General features: G+C 36.4%; 17 protein-coding genes. 10 read left to right on the top strand and 7 right to left on the bottom strand.

Features of this window, described 5'->3' with window-relative positions; genetic code table 11:
• Window positions 1-112 precede the first annotated feature (112 nt).
• From GQR44_RS01730 to GQR44_RS01720, 3 genes are all read left to right on the top strand, one after another.
• Window positions 113-697 (top strand): TRAP transporter small permease, encoded by a 585-nt coding sequence (locus tag GQR44_RS01730; RefSeq protein WP_205962928.1) that lies wholly within the window; start codon window positions 113-115, stop codon window positions 695-697.
• Window positions 694-2037: a TRAP transporter large permease gene (locus GQR44_RS01725; protein ID WP_166368598.1), complete on the top strand. Its 1344-nt coding sequence runs from the start codon at window positions 694-696 to the stop codon at window positions 2035-2037. Before GQR44_RS01730 ends, GQR44_RS01725 begins: the two co-directional genes overlap by 4 nt.
• Before the next feature lie 76 nt (window positions 2038-2113).
• Window positions 2114-2608, top strand: coding sequence for a universal stress protein (locus tag GQR44_RS01720; protein WP_166368596.1), 495 nt, complete (start codon window positions 2114-2116; stop codon window positions 2606-2608).
• Between the two features lie 599 nt (window positions 2609-3207).
• On the opposite strand, the gene GQR44_RS01715 is transcribed toward GQR44_RS01720, so the two are convergent.
• From GQR44_RS01715 to GQR44_RS01695, 5 genes are all read right to left on the bottom strand, one after another.
• Window positions 3208-4578 carry an aldehyde dehydrogenase family protein gene (locus GQR44_RS01715; RefSeq protein WP_166368594.1) on the bottom strand — a complete coding sequence of 457 codons (1371 nt, stop codon included), beginning with the start codon at window positions 4576-4578 and terminating at the stop codon, window positions 3208-3210.
• Between the two features lie 19 nt (window positions 4579-4597).
• Window positions 4598-5350: a sulfite exporter TauE/SafE family protein gene (locus tag GQR44_RS01710; RefSeq protein WP_166368592.1), complete on the bottom strand. Its 753-nt coding sequence runs from the start codon at window positions 5348-5350 to the stop codon at window positions 4598-4600.
• A gap of 382 nt (window positions 5351-5732) precedes the next feature.
• The gene (gene rarD / locus GQR44_RS01705) at window positions 5733-6656 is read right to left on the bottom strand and encodes an EamA family transporter RarD (protein ID WP_166368590.1); all 924 of its coding nucleotides are present in this window, start codon (window positions 6654-6656) and stop codon (window positions 5733-5735) included.
• Window positions 6657-6978: 322 nt separating this feature from the next.
• Window positions 6979-7341: a cupin domain-containing protein gene (locus GQR44_RS01700; protein WP_166368588.1), complete on the bottom strand. Its 363-nt coding sequence runs from the start codon at window positions 7339-7341 to the stop codon at window positions 6979-6981.
• 69 nt (window positions 7342-7410) lie between these two features.
• A complete protein-coding gene (locus GQR44_RS01695) occupies window positions 7411-8703 on the bottom strand; it encodes an FAD-binding oxidoreductase (RefSeq protein WP_166368586.1) in 1293 nt (430 codons plus the stop codon).
• Between the two features lie 1386 nt (window positions 8704-10089).
• On the opposite strand from GQR44_RS01695, the gene GQR44_RS01690 reads away from it, so the two are divergent.
• Window positions 10090-10302: a hypothetical protein gene (locus tag GQR44_RS01690; protein ID WP_166368584.1), complete on the top strand. Its 213-nt coding sequence runs from the start codon at window positions 10090-10092 to the stop codon at window positions 10300-10302.
• 410 nt (window positions 10303-10712) lie between these two features.
• Here the strand turns inward: GQR44_RS01690 and GQR44_RS01685 are convergent, their stop codons facing one another.
• On the bottom strand, window positions 10713-12134 hold the full coding sequence (locus GQR44_RS01685; protein WP_166368582.1) for an aldehyde dehydrogenase family protein: 1422 nt from the start codon (window positions 12132-12134) through the stop codon (window positions 10713-10715).
• 311 nt (window positions 12135-12445) lie between these two features.
• Here GQR44_RS01685 and GQR44_RS01680 point away from each other — a divergent pair, with 311 nt between their 5' ends.
• The 6 genes from GQR44_RS01680 to GQR44_RS01655 all read left to right on the top strand — a co-directional run bounded on the left by GQR44_RS01680 (window position 12446) and on the right by GQR44_RS01655 (window position 19277).
• Window positions 12446-13591, top strand: a complete 1146-nt coding sequence (locus GQR44_RS01680) for a mandelate racemase/muconate lactonizing enzyme family protein (protein WP_166368580.1) — start codon at window positions 12446-12448, stop codon at window positions 13589-13591.
• Between the two features lie 39 nt (window positions 13592-13630).
• Window positions 13631-14572, top strand: a complete 942-nt coding sequence (locus GQR44_RS01675; protein WP_166368578.1) for a 2-dehydro-3-deoxygalactonokinase — start codon at window positions 13631-13633, stop codon at window positions 14570-14572.
• Entirely contained in the window at window positions 14559-15197 is a 639-nt protein-coding gene (locus tag GQR44_RS01670) for a 2-dehydro-3-deoxy-6-phosphogalactonate aldolase (RefSeq protein WP_166368576.1), read from the top strand. Before GQR44_RS01675 ends, GQR44_RS01670 begins: the two co-directional genes overlap by 14 nt.
• Before the next feature lie 525 nt (window positions 15198-15722).
• Complete coding sequence (locus GQR44_RS01665; RefSeq protein WP_166368574.1) at window positions 15723-16649, top strand: sugar ABC transporter substrate-binding protein; 927 nt, start codon at window positions 15723-15725, stop codon at window positions 16647-16649.
• 103 nt (window positions 16650-16752) lie between these two features.
• Window positions 16753-18288 carry a sugar ABC transporter ATP-binding protein gene (locus tag GQR44_RS01660; RefSeq protein ID WP_166368572.1) on the top strand — a complete coding sequence of 512 codons (1536 nt, stop codon included), beginning with the start codon at window positions 16753-16755 and terminating at the stop codon, window positions 18286-18288.
• Window positions 18285-19277, top strand: coding sequence for an ABC transporter permease (locus GQR44_RS01655; protein ID WP_166368570.1), 993 nt, complete (start codon window positions 18285-18287; stop codon window positions 19275-19277). The genes GQR44_RS01660 and GQR44_RS01655 overlap by 4 nt, the downstream gene beginning before the upstream one ends.
• 720 nt (window positions 19278-19997) lie before the next feature.
• Here the strand turns inward: GQR44_RS01655 and ugpC are convergent.
• On the bottom strand, window positions 19998-21095 hold the full coding sequence (gene ugpC / locus GQR44_RS01650; protein WP_166368568.1) for a sn-glycerol-3-phosphate ABC transporter ATP-binding protein UgpC: 1098 nt from the start codon (window positions 21093-21095) through the stop codon (window positions 19998-20000).
• Window positions 21096-21125: the final 30 nt, after the last annotated feature.

The raw sequence follows: 21125 nt of genomic DNA, 5'->3' as shown, positions 1-21125 counted from the left end.
GCTAGATAACATCTTCGGACTGTTTTGTTAGGTCAAATAGCCTGCGGAACACTTTGGCATAAAATGATGCTAATAAGTTATTCGTAAGGCTACATATATTTGGATTATCACGATGGGCGAAAAATTTAAAAAGTTTTATATTTTCATGGATAAATTGGAAGGCTATGTTTGCCGCGCCTTATTAGCCATATTTGTAACGCTATTGTTTGCACAAATTATCTCCCGACAACTCTTTGGCCATTCTATTGCTTGGAGTGAAGAACTGTCAGTTTATATGTTTGTATGGTTTGTTTATTTTGGCGCTGCACATGCAGCACGACTCAATGCACACAACCGTGTAACCTTTCAATATAAGCTGATGCCAGCCTGGCTTCCCCCAAAGCTAGAAGTTTTTACAGACATGGTTTGGGTAGCTTTCAATAGTTACTTTATTTACCTCTCATATGACTTCGTATTTAACAAAATGAATCTATTCTGGAAGTCACAAACCTTAGGCATCCCTATGAAATATATTTATTTCATTCTACCACTAGGTTTCTCGCTCATTACTTTTCGCGTACTTCAGGTGAATTACTTTAAGTTAGTTAAAGGTGAAGAGATTATCGATCCTGAATCACAAGAGATGGATAACCTAATTAATAAAACCAGCGAGTCTGACGATACAATAACATCAGCGACAGCAAGGGAAAAATCATGAACGATTCGTATCTAATTATTATTCTATTTGGTTCGTTTTTAGGCCTGATGATTATGGGCGCACCGATTAGTGTATCACTAGGAGTCGCCGCACTTTCCTCTTTTCTCTACCTCGGTGAAAACCCAATAAAACTCGTACAAGTCGCCTTTACTTCGGTCGGATCGTTTCCCTTAATGGCACTGCCAGCATTTGTATTAGCAGGTGCTTTAATGGAAGCAGCTGGCATATCGAAACGGTTAGTCGTATTAGCAGAAAGTTTTGCAGGGCCAGTCACCGGTGGTATCGGTGCAGCGACTGTATTAGCGTGTATGTTCTTTGGCGCTATTTCAGGATCAGGACCTGCAACAACCGCAGCAGTTGGTATGTTAATGATTCCAGCTATGGTCAACCGTGGCTATGATAAAGGCTACGCTTCTGCGATTACAGCATCGGCAGGTGGTTTAGGCATTATTATTCCACCCTCTATTCCTATGGTTATTTTTGGTATTTCAGCGATTGGTTTAAGTGTCCCGAGAGAAGCGATCGAAATGCATGGTGAGTTTCAAACCGTATCAATTAGCAAAATGTTTATTGCAGGTGTCTTTCCTGGGTTAGTTATTTCAATTAGTTTATTAATTTTGAACTATATTCGCTGTCGTCGTCGTGGTTACCAAGGTACAGCAGAAGGCTGGAGCTTTCGCACTATCCTTAATGCTATGCGCAGTGGTTTTTGGTCAATACTAGCGCCTTTAGTTATATTAGGTGGTATTTATTCAGGTTTCTTTACGCCAACTGAATCTGCAATTGTAGCCATTTTTTATACTTTATTTGTTGGTGTGTTTATCTACAGAGAGCTAACGTGGAAAAAGATTGTTGATTCTTTAGAAACCACCACTTGGCTCACTGGCCGTATCCTCATGATCCTGTTTACTGCTACAATATTTGGTCGTGTACTGGTTGAAAATCAGATCCCAGCTATTGTAGCAGAGTCAATGTTGAGCATGACAAGTAACTTATATTTAATCTGGGCAATGATCATCTTGTTTCTATTATTTGTAGGTATGTTTATGGAAACACTCGCTGCCATCATGATTCTGACACCGGTGCTATTACCAGTAACTTACAGTTTAGGAATCGATCCAATTCACTTTGGTGTCGTAATGATTTGTACACTATCAATTGGTTTTGCAACTCCTCCGCTGGGTGAGAACTTGTTTGTAGCGGCGGGTATCTCTGATATTTCATTGGAACGCGTTACAAACCAAGCACTACCATTTGCCTTTGTATCAACTATAGCGGTATTTATTATTGCGTATTTCCCTGAGATTACGTTATTTTTACCTCGCTTCTTTGGCTACTAAATAAACCTTGTTGGCTATCGCTAGACATATCAAGCAATAGCCAACAAATCGTTCACTGTTACTTGGATAACTGACTATGCTACCTAAATTTAATAACATACTTTACTGTACTGACTTTTCCGAAAGTTCTATTAATGCTTTCAAATACGTGGTTTATTTAGCCAAAACGACTGGGGCTGATATTCATGTGTTACACGTGGTAGAAAAACTCTCTACGGATGCGAAAATTACTTTACGGTATATTACCAATTCTGATACTCGCCATAAATTGCTAAAGGAGCGAGTCAAATCTGCGACAGAAATATTACAGGAACGACAAGACAATTTTTGGAATAGTCTCTCTGTTGAAGATCAAGCACTGCGTGTACAGATCAAATCATCACAAGTAATTGAAGCTTACCCAGCAGAAACTATCTTATCCGTCTCTAAAGAGATCAATACGGACGTTATTATCATGGGTACGCATCAACGAGGAGTCATTCATACCTTCTTAGGAAGTATCACGAAGAGCGTGCTGAGGAGTTCTTTGATACCTGTTCTTGTTGTACCGGCGCCTAAAGAAAAAAGATAAAAGAGTAATAAGTAAATCAATAAGTCCTCCATGAAAGATCATCCTTAGCACACTTTAATACCGCTCTCCAATAAGGTTAAGCGGTACTTATCATCTATTACCATTTTCTTTTTCGCGGCCATACAGGTGATTTTTTCTTGTTACCTTTTAACACTAAAATATAATCAGTTTTTGTTGAATTATTTGTTTGGTTAATCTCTTTCTGGTAGCAAATTACATCAAGGATAAAGTGCTATTTTCAATATCTAAAAAGAGCGAGTAGTTCGGGGGACGTTACGAGTGGCATTGTAAATGTTTGTTGATAACTCTAGATAAATATTAATGTTTAATTAAACAAAAAATACTCAATAAATCTGTAAGAAAAGCAGTTCTGATAAATCATCTCAGATAGGTTAAATGTCAGAATTTTATGATGAAGGTACTTATCAATATTTTGGGCCTTATTCGGATATATACCCATGTTACTTCAAGATGATTTTTTCAGTCGGTAGCTCGAATACTGCTAACCTCACATTGTCCTCGCAATATCAATTCATACTAAAAGACTCGGTTAATTTAAGAATTAGCCGAGTCTTTTTTATTGTTAATTAAATAATCGTTTAGATCACAAGTGTTTTCAAATAACTCATTTCGCGTATTGCGTATTTAATACCTTCTCGGCCTACACCACTTGATTTAACGCCACCAAAAGGAAAATGTTCAGCACGGAACCCTGGGCCATCATTAACGGCAAGAGTACCTATATCTAACTCGTCAAACAAATATTTAATAAGGCCTAATTGCTGTGTAAAAATGCCACCTTGTAAGCCATAAGCAGAGTTGTTAATAATAGGAATAATCTGTTCAATATCTGAGAATGACATCAGTGGAATCACTGGGCCAAATATTTCTTCAACCATCAACTCACAATCGCTATTTACGTTTTCTAAAATCGTTGGATAAATAACATTACCTTCTTGTTTATTACCTAACGCAACCGTTGCACCTACTGAAACAGCTTGTTCGATGCTTAGTTTAATTTCATTAGCCGCTTTTTCATTTATCACTGGACCGATGAATGTCTCTTCCTGTAGCGGATCACCAACAACTAACTGTTTTGTTTTAGCTATTAATGTATCTCTAAATTGCATGTAGATGTCTTCATGTAAGAAAAGGCGTTTAGCGGCTGTACAACGTTGCCCTGCAGTTGCAAATCGTTGGTTTATTGCTGCATTGACAGCTGAATCGATATCGGCGTCTGCCATAACGATGAGTGGATCATTTCCACCTAATTCAAGTAAGAGCTTTTTATAACCTGCTGCACGTGCAATTGAGTTAGCTGCAGCGGTTCCTCCGGTAAAGTTAACCACATTAATTAAAGGGCTTGCTATTAGATCACCCATTTCTGGAATATCTGGCATACATAACTGCAATGTATCTTCAGGAAAACCTGCTTCATAGCATAAGTCAGTTAATAGTTGGCTTGAGAGTGTATTTTGTGGTCCCGGCTTAAACATAACGGTGTTACCTGCGGCGAAAGCTGGACCAATTTTATGAATCGCAATATTAATAGGAAAATTGAAAGGTGTTATACATAACGCAGTACCAAGTGGGCGCCAGCAAACGATACCTAATTTACCTCTTGTAGGGGCATAAGCGTCAGAATCTAATGTTTCACCTATAATCTGTCTTGCTTCTTCACTACTAGCAATACTTGCATTGACGGCTCGAACCATTTCAACACGGCTATCAGCAATTGTTTTACCTGTTTCTAAAGTGATTAACTTCGCTAATTTTTCTGAGTTTTCATCTAATAATACCGATAAACGTCGAAGTATGTCTGAACGCTCATGTGCCGGTATATTTTTTAATGTTTTTTGGCCTTTTTTTAATAAAACTAATTGGGCTTCTACTTCTTCTTTACTTGAAAAAGGGAATTCTCCAAGTAATTCTTGATTAAATGGGTTATTAACTTTATATGATATTGACATAATAAATACTCGACTCTGATTAATAATAAATTACGATTAGTTGATAGCTAATTCGCAATGCAGCTAGTAATAACGCGACCTTCATGACCATGAAAAAAACATTATTTGGAATACGTTTGAGCATATAAACACCGACTTGTGTACCTAACATGGCAACAAATGAAAACAGTACAATGATATTGATGTTCTCTAATACTGAAAAACCGATAAATATTGCGGCTGGAATTTTTATCATATGAGCAATAAATTGCATCATTGATTTAGTGGCAACCACTTGCTCTTTAGATAAGTCGTTTCTAACAAAGAAAGCACCTAATAACGGATCAATAGCACCTGCTATAATGCCGAGGCTTCCAGTTAGTATTCCCACACCAAAAAACTGATTATTTGAAAGCAGTAATTCAGGTAATTTTTTTGGTTTACAAAGGGTATAAAAAATAAGTATTAGCAAAACAAATAGTGCATTACCTTCTGAAATATAACTGATCAGGAAATATGTAGTAATGGCAGTACCAATGAGTGCACCGAAAGCAAAAGGTAAACACATTCCCCATAGTATTTGAGGTCTTAGTAACCAACAACGAACACCATTACTAAATGCTTGCACCATACCGTGAATCGCAATTAACGGTTGCAGAGCGATTGCTTGATTCATACTGGCAAACATTAATACGCCACCTGCCATACCCGTCGCTGAAGAGATCACAGATGCTATGAAAATAGCAACGCATATCAAGGTAGAGGCTTCTAATGTTAGAGAGATAATGTCCATTGCTTCTTACTAAAAGTGATTGATGTATTCAATATATTCGATGCGCAGAGGGTAATTTAGAGCCACAAAATTCAACTTATAGTGCCAGATATGAAATAATTAAATGTCTTTTTATTTCAGCATGTTAGGTTTGTTTTTATGAGGGGTAATTAAATTTAAATTTATAAATAAAATGAAATTTTAAGGTTAATTTGAATTGACTGTACCTGATTGGATAAAAGCATGATGATTACGCTATCTTCTCCCCATAAACAATAGAAATGAAAATTAGAGATATCATAGGCCAGTCGACTAAAGTCGGTAGTTTTAACCTTAAAAGAAGCTAATACAAAATAACCTTGCTGGAGAAATTGCTTACCCCAACTTAGGTTAAATTAGAATGTCACCTTTCTGAACGCTCTATTACTATATTCTCTGCAAATTTAGCTAACTTAGCACGACGTATCCCATCGATTGAAAATACAGTAAAGCCCATCCATACTAAAATGAAAGTGGTTAGACGTTGCATATCAATTGCTTCACCAAATATAAAGACGGCTAACAAGAAATAAAGAGTAGGTTCTATGTATTGTAGAATCGCGATAGTAGAAAGGTTTTTTATCCGTGCGACGCCGAAAGAGAATAGGGCCAGTGGTAAAATAGTTACTGGGGCAGTTAGGATCAACAAAATTCGTATAGTGTTATCCCCCATTTCCCATTGTGTCGGCCCTGATATAACAACCAGATAAAATAGTACAAAAGGTATCATTAATAAAGTTTCTGCTGCTAATCCGTTGAGGGTATCAATACGTACTTGTTTCTTAATTACACCATAGCAACCAAATGCAAGTGCGATTCCGATCGTTAACCATGGGAAGCTTTCTAAGCTGATACATGCATATAAAAATCCTGATATGCAAAGTAGCAACGCGATTATCTGTAATGTAGTAAGCCGCTCACGTAGATAGATCACACCAATCAAGATGCTAATCAGTGGCGTAAGGAAATACGCAAGACTTACCATTAGTACTTGGCCGTTGGTAGCCCCCCAAGTATTTAGATACCAACTGGTAGAGATACAAGCAGTTGATAGAATTAATGAAATGAAAGTTTTAGGTACCATCAACATTTTGAATACACGTACTGGAGTACGCGTTACCCACAATAATATAGCGATAAGTGGTACTGAGAATAGAACTCGCATGGCAAATATTTCCACTGCATCTACACCATGAAAATACTGATAGAAGAGTGGTGTCAGCCCCCAAAGGATATAACCTGAAGTGATCCAGAATAGGCCGTCTTTTAAAAGGTTAGATCGTTGCATAGTCGATTCCAGCTAAAAATAGTGATGATGGTAGAAAAGGAATGGCGCATTATGTATGCACTAGGTGGATAGATTAATTAAAGGGCGTTAAATAAGGGATAGACCTTCCTTTTGGATACCTCCTGAACCATTATTTTTGGCATTTTTAATTAATCCTATTGAGTTTATATATAAATAACTTAACGATTTTATTTATCAATTTAACTATTATGATCTATCAGTTTGACCAAGTATAAGATTGATCATTTTAGTATTTTAATAAGGTCGTCTTTGTTGGTAATGATTTCCTATTTCCATTTTAGGGAGCCATTACCAAAAATAGTTATTCAGATGCAGGTACAGCGACGATCACAAAGTGTTTTTTTACAAAGTTATCAACATGCCATATTGGTTGTAAGCCATTATCCATCACAAAAGCATCCCCAGACTTTACAGTAAACTCTTTGCCATCTTCTGTTTTAATTAATGCTTCGCCTTCAAGAATGTGACAAAACTCAATTTGATCATTCATCGGGCCGCGAAAAACACCGGCAGTACTCTGCCATACACCTGAGCGTGTTTTGCCATCAGCACTAATAAAGTGAGGCCATCCAGTATGGATTGGTGTACCTGAAATAGTTACATCCGTTGGGGTTCTTTCGTTTGGCGCTGTGTCACAGTCTGAAAACTTAGTAAATGTAGTCATAATTAATTACCTATTAGGTCAAAAAGGGCTAGTGAACAGAGCATTCACTAGACCAGGTTTAGATTAATATTAAATGTCGATTATTGTGCTAATTTTATCTCTGATACTCATTGCTGGAGCACCAAATGGCAACGTAGCAGCCATAACTTTATGCATTGGGATCTTCTTAATAGGAGACACTGGAAATGCAAGTTGATCATCACTAGCGCCTAATATTTTATCCGTTATTGTTCGTCCCATGACGGATGTCATCGCAATACCACGTCCACTGAAGCCAAGTCCCGCGATGATGCCTGGTGCAGGCTCATGTAAGTGCGGCATCATTTCTGGCGTAACGGCAATGCGTCCTGACCAAGTGCGTTCGATTTTTGTGTTTTTTAGCTGAGGGAATACTGTATGTAAGCCCTCGCGAAGGCGCTTATGCCCACCTAACATACCAACTGCATCTGCACTACCTACGCAACCAAAAATAAGTCGTCCATCACGATCATAACGAGAGAAGTAAATGGCTAAGCGCGAGTCTGCAATGGTAACTTTACCTGGTAAAATAACCTCTTGTAATTCTTTTGAAAGAGGCTCAGTAGCAATAGCGATACTAATCATTGGTAAAAAAGTTTGTTTTAGCCCTGGCCATAAGTCAGTTGAATAGGCGTTGGTGGTTAGCACAACTTTTTCTGCGGTTACGGAACCTGAAGGAGAGGTTACTCGCCATTGTTTTCCTTGACGCTCAATAGATGTAACAGGACTATCACTAAACAACTGCGCACCTTTCTCTTGAGCATTTTTAGCGTAACCACGTGTTAATGATAAAGGTTGGACGTGGCCTCCTGCTGCATGACGTAAGGCAAAATTATAAGCTGGAGAACCCGTAGCTTGTTTAACCGCATCACCTTCAAGTGTTTCTATTTTCGCCCCTACTGCAGACCAAGCGGCACCAAGTTTTTCAAGTGATCTTCTGGCACTACGGTTGTGTGCTGCTTGAACCCAACCTGCTTGTACCGCGTCACAGTCTATATTGTATTTAGCAATGTCTGAAAACAGAGCATCGGCTGAATTAAGCGTTGTTTTAATCAAACGTTGAGCTTGTGCCTCACCAAAGCGCTTGATCAACTGTGCTGGTGTTTCACGCCAGATAGGGTTGCATTGACCACCACTTCTACCTGATGCACCCCAGCCAATTTCTTTGGCATCAAGTAAAGCAACAGACATACCACTCTCAGCTAAACCAAGAGCAGTTCGGCAACCAGTTAGCCCGCCACCGACAATCACTGTATCAACGGTTAGGTTAGTTTCTAATGATGAACAATCTGGCCCACGGGGCGCGGTTGTCCGCCAATGCACTTCTTCTTTGGGTTTCATCATGTTAGTCAATGGCGTATCTCTCTAATAGTTGTTCTGCATTGTAAAATATTACTTTCGAAATGCGAAACTACTATAAGCAATTGTGTTCGTCAATAGTTTTGTTCAATCTGCATAATCGATTGTTTGTGACTATTTTAATGTGACACATACATTTCAAAAAAAATAACTTTGTTATCAATATGTTGCGTTTTTGTTGTGTTTTTTTAAGCATTTTCTTGAAATGTTAAGTGATCACATTACACAAAATTATAAGGCTCTATATTGCTTTGGAGACTCTTAAATAATTAACTACAATTCTGGATAATGAGAGCGTCTTTATATTTAAATTCATAAAGCTATACCCGTTATCAATCGATATGCTTTATTCAGTTGTTAGCTTGGACAGCAAGGCAAGGCGTAGATGACCTATCGAGCGATTAACTACGTTAATCCTCTGCCGGTAGATGTAAAAACAAGTATTTACATCTTAAATGGCTAGTCCTTATCGAATGTTGCAACGCTGAATTGCTTTCGAGCTAACGACCCACAGGGCAAGTTGTGAGGCAAGCATCTTTGTTGTTTGAAAGTATTGATTGAACTCGTTAGATCTTCAACTTTCTGCCTAGAAGCTACTCGTCTCACAACTTGCAGAACTTTGCATCTTGAATGGTAACGGGTATATATGCACATTAGGCAGTGTCGCTAGTTTTGTTAAGTTCAAGGCTATTTAATGAAGTAATAACAGGTTATTGTAAGATGAATCAACGCAGAAATTCACGAAAATAGCGGTGTGACTCATTTTGCTTAGTCCGAACTGAGGTTAAATATAAAATTTGATTTAAGGTGTCGGTTTGTAGGAGCCAAGGCTTTATTAACGGCGTTGTTTTTATTTAGTGCTTGATAGATATTCTAGCCTTTTATTGTTTGGCAGATTTAATATTGAAGAGCATAACGATTAAAAAACTAACGTTACCAGATGGTCGATCATTAATTTACTAGCGTTTCGTAATTAATTGATATTTTCGTACCGTTTTCGCACCATTTTTGCGCTTAATTTGCACCAAACTGGAAGATGTTATTCTATTATTGAATCATAATATTTTTTACAGATAGGAAAATACTATAAACTAAGTGGGTTTTACCGATGAAGAAATAACATATTAAAAGGGTTGTTAAGTTAGTTAAGTATTTGTTTTATTTTATCTTATTTGTGTGGCTTCTTATTCAATAAACTTTCTTGTAGTGCTTTTTCTATATTTAATAATCAACCTTACGCTACTTTTGGAATAAGTTTTGCTTATATTGCTAATAAGCGACAAACACTAGCTACTTTATTATACCTTCAACTATAAATAGCTTTTAAAAGTGTATGTATACCGTTATTAACACTTATTCTAGGAGATAATTATGAGTATTCTACAGTTAAAACCCGTGCCTAATTCAGTAGATGTAGGTTATTCAAACCGATACCAAGCATTTAAAAAACATAACTTAATCGTTAAGCTTAAAAAGTTACTCTCACGTGTTTGGGATGCAAAAGGAAGCGATCGTTTAGTTGTGCCTTCCGATGGCATCTGGTGCATTAATGTAGGTTATGTATGGCCTGAAAAAGAGAAGTAATAATATGATTATTAATCATTTCTGGTTAATATGTAAAAGTTAAATATTGTATTGTGATTTTTATGGGCTTTTTCAGTAAATAGCTGTTTAGTCATTATGTACTTCAATATTGAATCCACCAGTTATGACCCTGTAAATCATTAATGTTATTGAAATTTAAATTATTTTTTATATCTGTATAAGCTATTTATACCTTTGTAAGCTAGCAGTGCCTTTATAAACTAGTTGAACTCATACCTCTTGATAGCTTTCAGTATTTCTAATCCACCAATAAATCCAAGTCTTATACTGATTCCAATAGGGATTATTTATTCTAATGTTGGTTATCATTGGCTACATAGATTGAATAGTTGAATAGGTTACTAATGCTATTAAGCACCATCAAAAATAGGTGCGAAATAGCGAGAGTTTTAAATAACCTCAGTAACACGTGTCAGATAAAGGTAATCATTCAAAGCATACTTTGAACAGTCACATCCGATACCAGATTGTTTAATGCCAACATGGGGTAAATCTATACCGTACTTAACACCATTAATTTGGATTTCTCCAAACTCTAACGTATTCGCTGCATTATTTGCTTTAACATGGTCTTGTGTAAAGACATAGGAAGCTAATCCAGTATCAGTATCATTTGCTCTTTGTAAAACCTCATCTTCATGTTCAAACGTAATCAAACTAATAACGGGGCCAAAAACTTCTTCTTGGTAAATTGGCATAGTATCTATTACATTTCTTAGTACTGTCGGTGGGTAAAATGCTCCAACCTGTTTAGCATCAAAAGTCCCTCCTGTAATAAGTTCTGCCCCAGATTGAACCGCGTTAGTTACTAAAGCATGAACCTTTTCTCTCGACGCTTTATCTATCAATGGCCCCATTGTTGCGTTGCTGTCTTTTCCGTAACCTACAACAACATTTTTAACTCGTTCTAATACTTTGGCTGTAAATTCTTTCTCAATAGCTGCTTCAACAAATATACGATTGGGAGCTACACAGATTTGACCTGCATTACCAAATTTCAATGCGGTTAGTATGTCTGCCGCGAGATCTAAATCTGCGTCTTTATAAACAATAAATGGGGTGTTTCCACCTAGTTCCATAGAGTAACGCTTAATAGTACTTGACCCTGCTTGCATAATTTTAATGCCGGTACTAATAGCCCCAATCAATGTCAACATTGCTGGAATTTTAGATGATGAGATGTAATCGCCAATATCGGCATCATCACCGCTAATAATATTAACAACGCCAGAAGGAAGACCTATTTGTTCACAAATAGCACCTAAAGCATAGGCTGACAAGGGAGATTTTAATGAAGGTTTTAATATAATCGGGCAGCCTGTTGCCATTGCAGGACCTAACTTAAATCCAAGATTTAATAATGGAAAATTCCATGATAAATAAGCAACTACAACACCTACAGGTTTAGTACTTAGTGTATGTTTATGAGTACCTGCGATATCTGGAATTTGGGTAACACCGTGGCGTTGAATCTCTTCGGAATAAAATCCTAAACTATCCACTAATGATTGATAGTCTTCCTCAGTACCGGCCCATGTCTTTCCTGTTTCTTCATGCACACACTGGCGCAATAGTTCTTCATTTTCTATGACTGCTTGTTGTAGTTTTTTCATCCATGCTACACGCTCTGATATCGGTGTATTCGCCCAAGGCTTTTGTGCTTTCTTTGCTGCATCTAATGCTTTTTGAGCATATTCTTTATCTGCGCTATATATCTTCGTAATCACATTTTCTGTTGCGGGATTCACAATTTCAATTTGTTGTGGCGATACCACAGTAACACCATCAATATACATTTTTTGATATTTCATAATATTCAAATCCTCTTGTAATAAACTGCAGTGATCAAGTGTTATAGGACTGCATCAGTAGATAATCTTTAGCTTTCTAGCATAAGCCAATGAAGTCATTTTTCCTATTTGGTTTTTGTTTTCTCCCATATGATGGAATATTAAAATTGATACTAACCCATTAACAAAAAACTGATTTGTTCCATCATGTGGGAATGTATTCTTACGATGGTTTATTGGTAGTTAGATCTCAATATTTTCACTATCATCTCTCCATAATATTGACTTACATAATAAGCCAACAATAAATTTATCAATTGGAAGAGTATGAAATGAAAATCATAGATGTTATTCCTCACGCTATATCAGTACCTCTTGATCAACCTTTCTATTTTTCACAAGGATGGGTACATGAACGAAGCTCACTTATTATTGAAATTGTTACCGACAAAGGTGTAACTGGCTGGGGTGAATCTCTATGTCATGGCCTACAGTCTCCACATATTGCTGCTGCATTTATTAGTCATATATTTAAAAAAATATTATTGAATAGAGATCCCTTTGACGTCGAGGTGTTGTGGGAAGAAATGTATAACCACACCCGTCCATATGGCCAAGGTGGCGCTGCCGTCAATGCGATGAGTGGTGTTGATATTGCGCTATGGGATATTATGGGCAAGACAGTAAATAAACCTATTCATGCGCTTATTGGTGGTGCATTCAGAACCGAAGTAACGCCCTATGCAACAGGATTTTATCGAGTAGAAAATGGTAAATATCCAGAAGATTCCATTGAAGAAGCGGCGCAATATGTAGATAAAGGTTTTTCTGCGTTTAAGTTAAAAATTGGCTTTGGTGTTGAACAAGATATCAAGTTCATTAAAGCGATTCGCGAATCCGTTGGTAATGATATTAAGATTATGGCCGATGCGAATGGTGCTTATAATGTTGGTGCTGCACGTCGAATTATAAAAGAAACGGAAGAGTTTAATCCTTACTTTCTTGAAGAGCTACTAGCACCTGAAGATCTGCAAGGTTATGCACAGATAAAAAACTTATCTAAAACTTATATTGCCGCAGGAGAACAAATTTTTGGTAAAACTGGTTATCGTCCTTGGTTTGCAGCTAGTGCACTAGACATTGTTCAGCCAGATTTATGTTCTTCAGGTGGTATTACAGAATGTAAAAAAATTGCTGCAATGGCTCAAGCGCACAATACCATGATGATTCCTCATGTTTGGGGGTCTGGTATTGGTATCGCCGCATCTTTACAATTTATTGCTTCCATTCCTGCCACGCCATTATCTCTTAATCCCCTTGAACCCATGCTTGAGTTTGATCAATCGTCTCACCCATTTAGAACGGATCTTATTTTTGATGGGATCAAGCTAAAAGATGGAAAAGTTCAGATATCTAAATTACCGGGTATTGGTGTCGAAGTGAATAGAGAAATCATAGACAAATATAAAGTGAATTAAGTTAATAAAATTATTTTCACTTTAATTAAAGGGTCTGAAATGAATTTAAACAAACGAGAAATAAGTTGGTTGATCATAGACTGGGGAACAACAAATTTTAGAGTATTCGCTATGGATGCAAACAATGATGTTGTTGATAAAAAAGAAGAAAAATTAGGTCTACTACAAGTGAAGGAGGGAGGCTTTGCAAAGCAACTAGAGGAAATATTATCTGGATGGTTAGCAGAGTTTAAAAGTTTGCCTATTTTCATGGCGGGTATGGTTGGCTCAAAACAAGGCTGGCATGATGTAAATTATCAAGCTACGCCCGTTGACTTAATTAACCTTGCTTCAACTGCTTATCAATTTTTATTACCGTGGGGGGCGTCGGCTGTTATTTTTCCCGGGGTTAGCCATCAATCGAACGGTGATCAATATGATGTTATGCGCGGTGAAGAAATCCAATTAATTGGCCTTTCTTATCTGCTTGAATCTACTTCTTTTTTATCAATATTACCAGGTACTCATAGTAAACATGCGGTTATGAAAAATGGGAAATTAAGCTCATTTTCAACTTATATGACAGGTGAGCTCTACTCTATATTGTCCCAATATTCGATTTTAGGTCGAGGCTTATCTGAACTACCTCAGCCCCATGAGCTTGGGAAAGCATTTATTAGAGGGCTTAATGAAGGACAATCAGGGCTGCTAAGTAATGCATTATTTTTGGTTAGAACCCATCGACTCTTTAATAACCTGTCTGATGATCAGGTATTAGAGTATTTGTCAGGTATGTTAATAGGCAAAGAGTTAAGCGCATTAAAAAACACGATGAATGAAACGGATGAGCATCTTTATTTAGTTGGCAGTGAAAATTTATGCCGTTCCTATCAACTTGCTTGTTCTGAGTTTGGTATAAAAAATACTTATGTTAATGGTGATGATTGTTTCATTAAGGGCATGATAGAACTGAAGAAGGTGATTAATAATGTTAAAAAATAAGTTTAAGTTAGAAGACCATTTACCTCTTATTGCAATTATTAGAGGGGTAGAATCAGATGCAGTAATACGCGTGACGGAAATCCTAATTAGTGAAGGTTTCACTATGATAGAGGTACCATTAAATAGCCCAAATGCGCTTGAGAGTATTAAGAAGTTAGTTGAAAAATTTGGAGACGAATATTTAGTCGGTGCAGGTACAGTGACAACCGGCGAGCAGGCGAAACAAGTGATTGCGACGGGTGCCAACTTAGTGGTAACACCTAATTTTAATCAAGAAGTTGTCCATTTATCTGCAGCTGCAGGCTGCGCAGTATTCCCTGGTATTGCTACACCTTCAGAAGCTTTTTCCGCTTTGGCTGCTGGTGCAACTGGTATAAAGATTTTCCCGGTTTCCGCGTTGGGTTTAGATGGGTTTAAAGCATTAAAATCGGTACTTCCACCGAAGACAATTTGTATGCCTGTTGGTGGTATCAATCCAACCATAGAAAGTATGAAACCTTATTTAGATCTCGGCGCATTAGGCTTTGGTTTAGGATCTGCTTTATATTCTCCATCCATGAGTGATGATGAAATTCGTAACAATGCCAAAGCATTTGTTACTGCTTATAATGAAAGTCTTAATTAAAAAAAGAATCAAATAGTCTATTTTAATTGCACTATTTATTATTATTTATAGGCTAGTCTACCTAGCCTATAAAATTTAATTTTAACTAATAAACAATAGCTTATGATTTGAGTTGATGTGTCTTTTTAATTTTCAGTAGCGTCTCTTTGTCATCTAATCAATCCTCTTATTTCACCTTCTTTATTTAAATTTCTCACCAACTTAAATTCATATTTAAAAAATAGTTATCACACTTCTTAGTAAGATTTAAAAATCAATATTTTTCTTAGATTTATCGATAATAATTAATCTAGATCAATTTTGTTCCACTATATGGGAATCATTCCGTATAAAAAACAATCGGTAGGGCGATCACAATAAAATGATTTTATTGCATTTAAACTCGTCTCAGTTTCATTATTAATAGGTTAATTTTTAAACATAAAATATTTTTTAAACAACATCGTTATTATCTATTAAGCATTATTTATAACGATCCCCTTAAACCTAAATAACATACAGTTTAATTTAACAAGGAATCTTAAAATGAAAAAACTATCAACTTTATTGATCGCTGCAATAGCTGGTTTTAGTCTCAATGCGACTGCTGCTCCTGAAGTCATTGCTTTGATGCAGCATAATCAATCGGATTCATTTCAACAAAGCATGCTACGTGGTGCTTCAGAAAATGCAAAGCGATTAGGTTATGATTTCATGGATGCATCTTCAAATGATGACCCAGTAAAAGAGTTAGAAATTATTAGAAACTTCTCAAAAAGAGGAGCAAAGCTTTTAATCTTAGGCTCAACCACACAAGCTGCAGGTGTTGCAGGTGTTGAACTAGCTCATTCTCTTGGAATGAAAGTAGTTACTATGGATTCAGTTCAGCCTGATTCAAAAGCTGAAAGCCAAGTTGGTGGTGATGATGTTGCTGCGGGTTATTTTGCAGCTAAACAATTAGCTGAATCTATTGGTGGTAAAGGTAAAGTTGCTATTAATAAATTTCCAGATCCTATCCCACCATCAGAAGACCGCGTAAAAGGTTTCTATAAAGCATTTGCAGAATATCCAGAAATCAAAGTAGTTACAGAGGCTGGTCCAGGTTACGACACTATTAAAGCAATGAACTGGACGGCTGCAACTATTCAAGCAAACCCAGATATTAAAGGTTTTATTTCTATTGAAGATACGAGTGCATTAGGCATTGTACGCGGTATTGAAAATGCGCATATGGAAGGGAAAATCAAATCAGTTACAGTGGTGGAAAGTACGAGTATCTATAAAGAATTAAAAAAAGACAAAGTAATTACGGGGGTGTTTGCTATGCATTCATACAATTACGGCGCTCTTGCGGTAACTCTTTTAGATATTTTGAATCATAACCGTCCCGTTCCGTTTATTGTTAAAACAACAGGTGTTTTAGTGACTAAAGATAATGTTGAGGAAAATTTAGAGTTCTTAAATTTCGACTAACTATTTAGTTTAATAAGCATGCTAATACCTTAATTATCATGCTTATTAATATTACCTTAATGATCAATTCTGATTAATACACCATAAAGTACTAGGTTGAGTTATGGATAATACAGCACTAAGAATTAACAATGTTGTTAAAAGCTTTGATGGTACCAAAGCATTAAAAGGGATCTCTCTTAATTTTAATAAAGGTGAAATTATTGGATTAGTAGGATCAAATGGTGCCGGGAAATCGACTTTATTAAATGTTATATACGGAGCTTATGCGCCAGACTCTGGAGAGATTTTTGTTAATGGAGAAAAAATTAACAATATTAATCCACAAAAAGCACAGGCACTGGGTATTAGTATTATATTTCAACATCGTCGGTTAATGCCTTATATGACAGTGTCTGAAAATATATTTTTAGATAATATGCCCAAAAAATATGGCATCGTTGATTTCAAAAAAATGAATGAAGATGCCACTAGTTTATTAAAAATGCTGGAGTTGAATATTGACTGTAAGGCATTAATTTCTGAGTTATCTGCGGAAGAAAAGCAATTGGTAGAAATAGTAAAAGCTTGTTCAAAAAATCCGAAAATATTATTAATGGATGAGCCGACCACAACACTTCGTCAAGGTGATGTAGAGCGATTGTTTAAGTTGATGAACAAACTTAAATCCCAAGGTTGTAGCGTTGTTTTCATTTCCCATCGATTAAAAGAAGTCATAGAGATATGCGATAAAATATCCATTATTCGTGATGGTAGCAATATCGTTGAAGGCGATAAAAAAGATTTCTCAGCCGATCGGATTATTGAAAGTATGAGCGGCATTACTGATCAAACCGAGTTTGAGCATCATAAAGATATTAATGATAGTTCTCAGACATCAGTATCAGATGAAGTGTTGTTAGAAGCTAAGAACCTTAATGTTGCTAATGTTAAGAATGTTACTTTCAAACTTCACAAGGGAGAGATCCTTGGTTTTGCAGGTTTAGGTGGTTCTGGTGTTGAAGATGTTTTTGAAAGTATTTATGGGCTGAAAAAACGAATTTCTGGTGAAATTGAAATCGAAGGAAAGCAGGCCAAAATCAATAACCCAATTAATGCTATTAACTATGGATTAGGTTTTGTTTCTGATGATAGGCAATCAAATGGTGAGTTTCTTGAACTTAGTGTGAAAGATAATATTTGCATTCCAAATGGACAAAAAAACAAAGTATTTTCTTTGATCAAAAATAACCAAGAGGTACTTGATTCACGATCTTTTATTGAAAAATTAAATATAAAAACTGAATCAGAAGAAAAAGTCATTAAAAACTTAAGTGGCGGAAATCAACAAAAAGCCATTATTGCAAAGTGGTTACAACTCAACTCTAAAATAATAATTATGTGTGAGCCTACGGCTGGTATTGATGTCGCTGCCAAACTTGATGTTAATAAATTAATTCAAGAAATTGCAGCAGAAGGCAGAGGCATTCTTTATACATCTTCTTATATCACTGAGTTGATGCATGTGTCTGACCGAATTATTACTATTTATAAAGGTGAAATATTTAAAGAGTTTACACGTAGCGAATATGATCATAACGATATTTATTTGGCAATGAATGGAATTCATACAGAGCAAGAATTAGGAGTCGCACAATGAGTAATAACCCAAATTCAACCACGACAAGTGAAGAATTAGTGGCTAAAAAACCACTTAATTCTCTTTTTCAGTTATTAACATCTAGTTATTTAGCTAAATTATCTATTGCCTGCGTGGTGCTCATTATGGTGCTCTCTTATCTGAGCCCATATTTTTTCACTATCACCAATTTCAAAGATATTTTATTAGGCACAGCCGTCATTGGTATTATTTCTTTTGGTATGACCGTTGTACTGATCAGTGATGGTATTGATTTATCAGTAGGTTCAGTGGTCGCATTTTGTAGTGTAATACTCTGTGTCAGCCTTAACGCAGGATTAGGCTTAACCATTTCTCTAATGCTTACTTTTGTTGGTGCTATCAGTGTTGGTTTATTTAATGGTTTCTTTATCTCGGTATTAAAGATTAACCCTTTTATTATTACTCTAGGTAGTATGAGCTTAGTACGTGGTATTGCTTATATTATCATTGGTGGCCAGCCTCAACCTTTCGAATCAGAAATTATCCGTTTTATGGGGACAGGCTCTATCGTAGGTATTCCTGCTCCTATTGTGATTATGATAGCGGTATTGGTGATCATTGCATTTATGATGAAATATACGCAATTTGGTCGTAATGTTTATGCTATTGGTAACAACCAAGAGACCGCACGTTTATCGGGTATCAATGTCGTCAAAACTCGAATTTTAGTCTATTGCATTATGGCTCTACTTGCCGGTATCGCGGGTATTTTACTTGCAGCCCAAACATATGCAGGTATTCCAGCTGCAGGTAATGGTTATGAACTTGATGCATTAACCGCGGTTATTCTAGGTGGTACTAGCTTAAAAGGTGGTGAAGGGCGACTTGCAGGAACATTGCTAGGAACGCTAATTGTTGCTTTAGTCTTAAACGGTCAAAACATGTTAGGCGTGCCTTATTTTTACCAGCTTGTTAGTAAAGGGCTGATTATTGTATTCGCCATGACGGTTGCAATGAAAAGAACTTAAACAGGTAGAAATATAAATTCTGGTAAGCCTTCTGTTAGTTAAATAGGTGATAAATAAAAGCAGGGATCAATACTGATCCCTACTTTTTTAATTTCATTAGCTAATTATTAATGTTTTTCATTAGTCTAAACGACAACTTTTCCTGGCAATACTTTATGACAACATTTTCTGGTAATAGGTTTTAACAGCCTAAAATTTTTAACACCATCTGCTCAAGAATAGACTTTACTCAAGAAGGAGAGTATTCACTTTGATAAAGTCATGTCCATTCCAATTAATATTAATTTGATCCATTTTAATTTGATCCATTTTTCCTGCCTAATATTTGATTGCATGTTAAATGAAATGGGTACTAATAGATCTGGTTTTACTCGTTATCACACTGCCAATAGTCGAGAGTCTGTCGATGGAAAAATGATTAGTGTGAGTCATTGAGGATGAATATGTTAATACCTATTTTTAATCCGAAAATGATCATAAGTTTAGAGGCTTAGTGCTAGGTATTAAAAGAATGATGATAAGTATCAACTAGCTTGTGGTGAGGCCTTTAAAGGGCTTCTTTTTCGTCTTAAAGAGTAGATAAGTATTATTGATTACTATAGGTCTTGCTAGAGAAGGTATTGTTGGGGATTAAACGATAAATTACATAACAATTTAGATAAAAGCTCGCCTGATTAAATCATGACGAGCTTGGCAGGGAATGCATATTTTAGGATGCCACTAGCTCGTTAGTGAAAGCTCTTTATCATCAAATAGATGACAACTTTCGACGTCAAAGCTTAATACAATTTTCTGATAAGGTGCAATTTCACTATCACCCGTTTGATGTACGCGGAAGCCATCAATACCAGCAGCTTGACCAAAGAGGTAAGTACTATTACCCAAACGTTCTACAACTTCACTCTGAAAATCAAGCTTAATTGGTAGGCTATCATTAATTTGTATGTGCTCAGGGCGAATACCAAGGGTAAGGTTTTTGCCTATAGCGACTTTATCAACCAAATTTTTATATGTTTTAGGTAAATAAATAGGTTGGCTATTTATTATGGCTAGCTTGATAAACTGCTCATCAATAGATTCTACTGTACAAGGTATGAAGTTCATCTTTGGTGACCCTATAAAACCCGCTACAAACAAGTTACCTGGCTTATTGTAAAGCTCCAGTGGCGAACCAACTTGCTCAATTTGGCCCGCTCTTAATACGACTATTTTACTGGCTAATGTCATCGCTTCTACTTGGTCATGTGTAACATAAACCATCGTATTTTTTAGTTCTTGATGAAGCTTAGCTATATGTAAACGCATATCTACTCTTAGCTCCGCATCTAGATTGGATAATGGCTCATCAAACAAGAATATTTTAGGGTTACGAACAATGGCTCGTCCTATTGCAACGCGTTGACGTTGACCCCCTGATAAAGCTTTAGGTTTGCGTTTAAGCAAGTCTTCAAGTTGTAATGACTTGGCTGCAATCGCAACTTGTTTATCAATGAATGCTTTGTCATGGCCACTCATTTTTAGACCAAAACCCATATTTTGTTCAACGGTTTTATGTGGGTAAAGCGCATAGCTTTGAAATACCATTGCTACGCCTCTTTTTGCAGGATCTACATCATTAACTAAGTCATTATCAATATATATTTCGCCGTCAGTAATATCTTCTAAACCGGCAATCAGTCTTAATAATGTAGATTTACCACAGCCTGATGGTCCAACAAATACAACAAATTCACCATCATTAATATCTAAGTCTATACCGTGAATTATCTTTACATCACCAAAGCTTTTAGTGACATTTTTTAAATTAATATTAGCCATTTTTTACTCACCTAATCTTTATCGAGCTCG

It is taken from the genome of Psychromonas sp. SA13A (assembly GCF_011378715.1).
In the GTDB taxonomy this organism is placed as follows: domain Bacteria; phylum Pseudomonadota; class Gammaproteobacteria; order Enterobacterales; family Psychromonadaceae; genus Psychromonas.
The sequence above is the reverse complement of the archived record's forward strand: the minus strand, read 5'-3'. Positions and strand labels throughout refer to the sequence as shown.

Excerpts from the sequence above, each read along its gene's own strand:
- GQR44_RS01730 (WP_205962928.1), top strand. The coding sequence starts at position 113 with ATGGGCGAAAAATTTAAAAAGTTTTATATTTTCATGGATAAATTGGAA.
- GQR44_RS01725 (WP_166368598.1), top strand. The coding sequence starts at position 694 with ATGAACGATTCGTATCTAATTATTATTCTATTTGGTTCGTTTTTAGGC.
- GQR44_RS01720 (WP_166368596.1), top strand. The coding sequence starts at position 2,114 with ATGCTACCTAAATTTAATAACATACTTTACTGTACTGACTTTTCCGAA.
- GQR44_RS01715 (WP_166368594.1), bottom strand. The coding sequence starts at position 4,578 with ATGTCAATATCATATAAAGTTAATAACCCATTTAATCAAGAATTACTT.
- GQR44_RS01710 (WP_166368592.1), bottom strand. The coding sequence starts at position 5,350 with ATGGACATTATCTCTCTAACATTAGAAGCCTCTACCTTGATATGCGTT.
- rarD (WP_166368590.1), bottom strand. The coding sequence starts at position 6,656 with ATGCAACGATCTAACCTTTTAAAAGACGGCCTATTCTGGATCACTTCA.
- GQR44_RS01700 (WP_166368588.1), bottom strand. The coding sequence starts at position 7,341 with ATGACTACATTTACTAAGTTTTCAGACTGTGACACAGCGCCAAACGAA.
- GQR44_RS01695 (WP_166368586.1), bottom strand. The coding sequence starts at position 8,703 with ATGATGAAACCCAAAGAAGAAGTGCATTGGCGGACAACCGCGCCCCGT.
- GQR44_RS01690 (WP_166368584.1), top strand. The coding sequence starts at position 10,090 with ATGAGTATTCTACAGTTAAAACCCGTGCCTAATTCAGTAGATGTAGGT.
- GQR44_RS01685 (WP_166368582.1), bottom strand. The coding sequence starts at position 12,134 with ATGAAATATCAAAAAATGTATATTGATGGTGTTACTGTGGTATCGCCA.
- GQR44_RS01680 (WP_166368580.1), top strand. The coding sequence starts at position 12,446 with ATGAAAATCATAGATGTTATTCCTCACGCTATATCAGTACCTCTTGAT.
- GQR44_RS01675 (WP_166368578.1), top strand. The coding sequence starts at position 13,631 with ATGAATTTAAACAAACGAGAAATAAGTTGGTTGATCATAGACTGGGGA.
- GQR44_RS01670 (WP_166368576.1), top strand. The coding sequence starts at position 14,559 with ATGTTAAAAAATAAGTTTAAGTTAGAAGACCATTTACCTCTTATTGCA.
- GQR44_RS01665 (WP_166368574.1), top strand. The coding sequence starts at position 15,723 with ATGAAAAAACTATCAACTTTATTGATCGCTGCAATAGCTGGTTTTAGT.
- GQR44_RS01660 (WP_166368572.1), top strand. The coding sequence starts at position 16,753 with ATGGATAATACAGCACTAAGAATTAACAATGTTGTTAAAAGCTTTGAT.
- GQR44_RS01655 (WP_166368570.1), top strand. The coding sequence starts at position 18,285 with ATGAGTAATAACCCAAATTCAACCACGACAAGTGAAGAATTAGTGGCT.
- ugpC (WP_166368568.1), bottom strand. The coding sequence starts at position 21,095 with ATGGCTAATATTAATTTAAAAAATGTCACTAAAAGCTTTGGTGATGTA.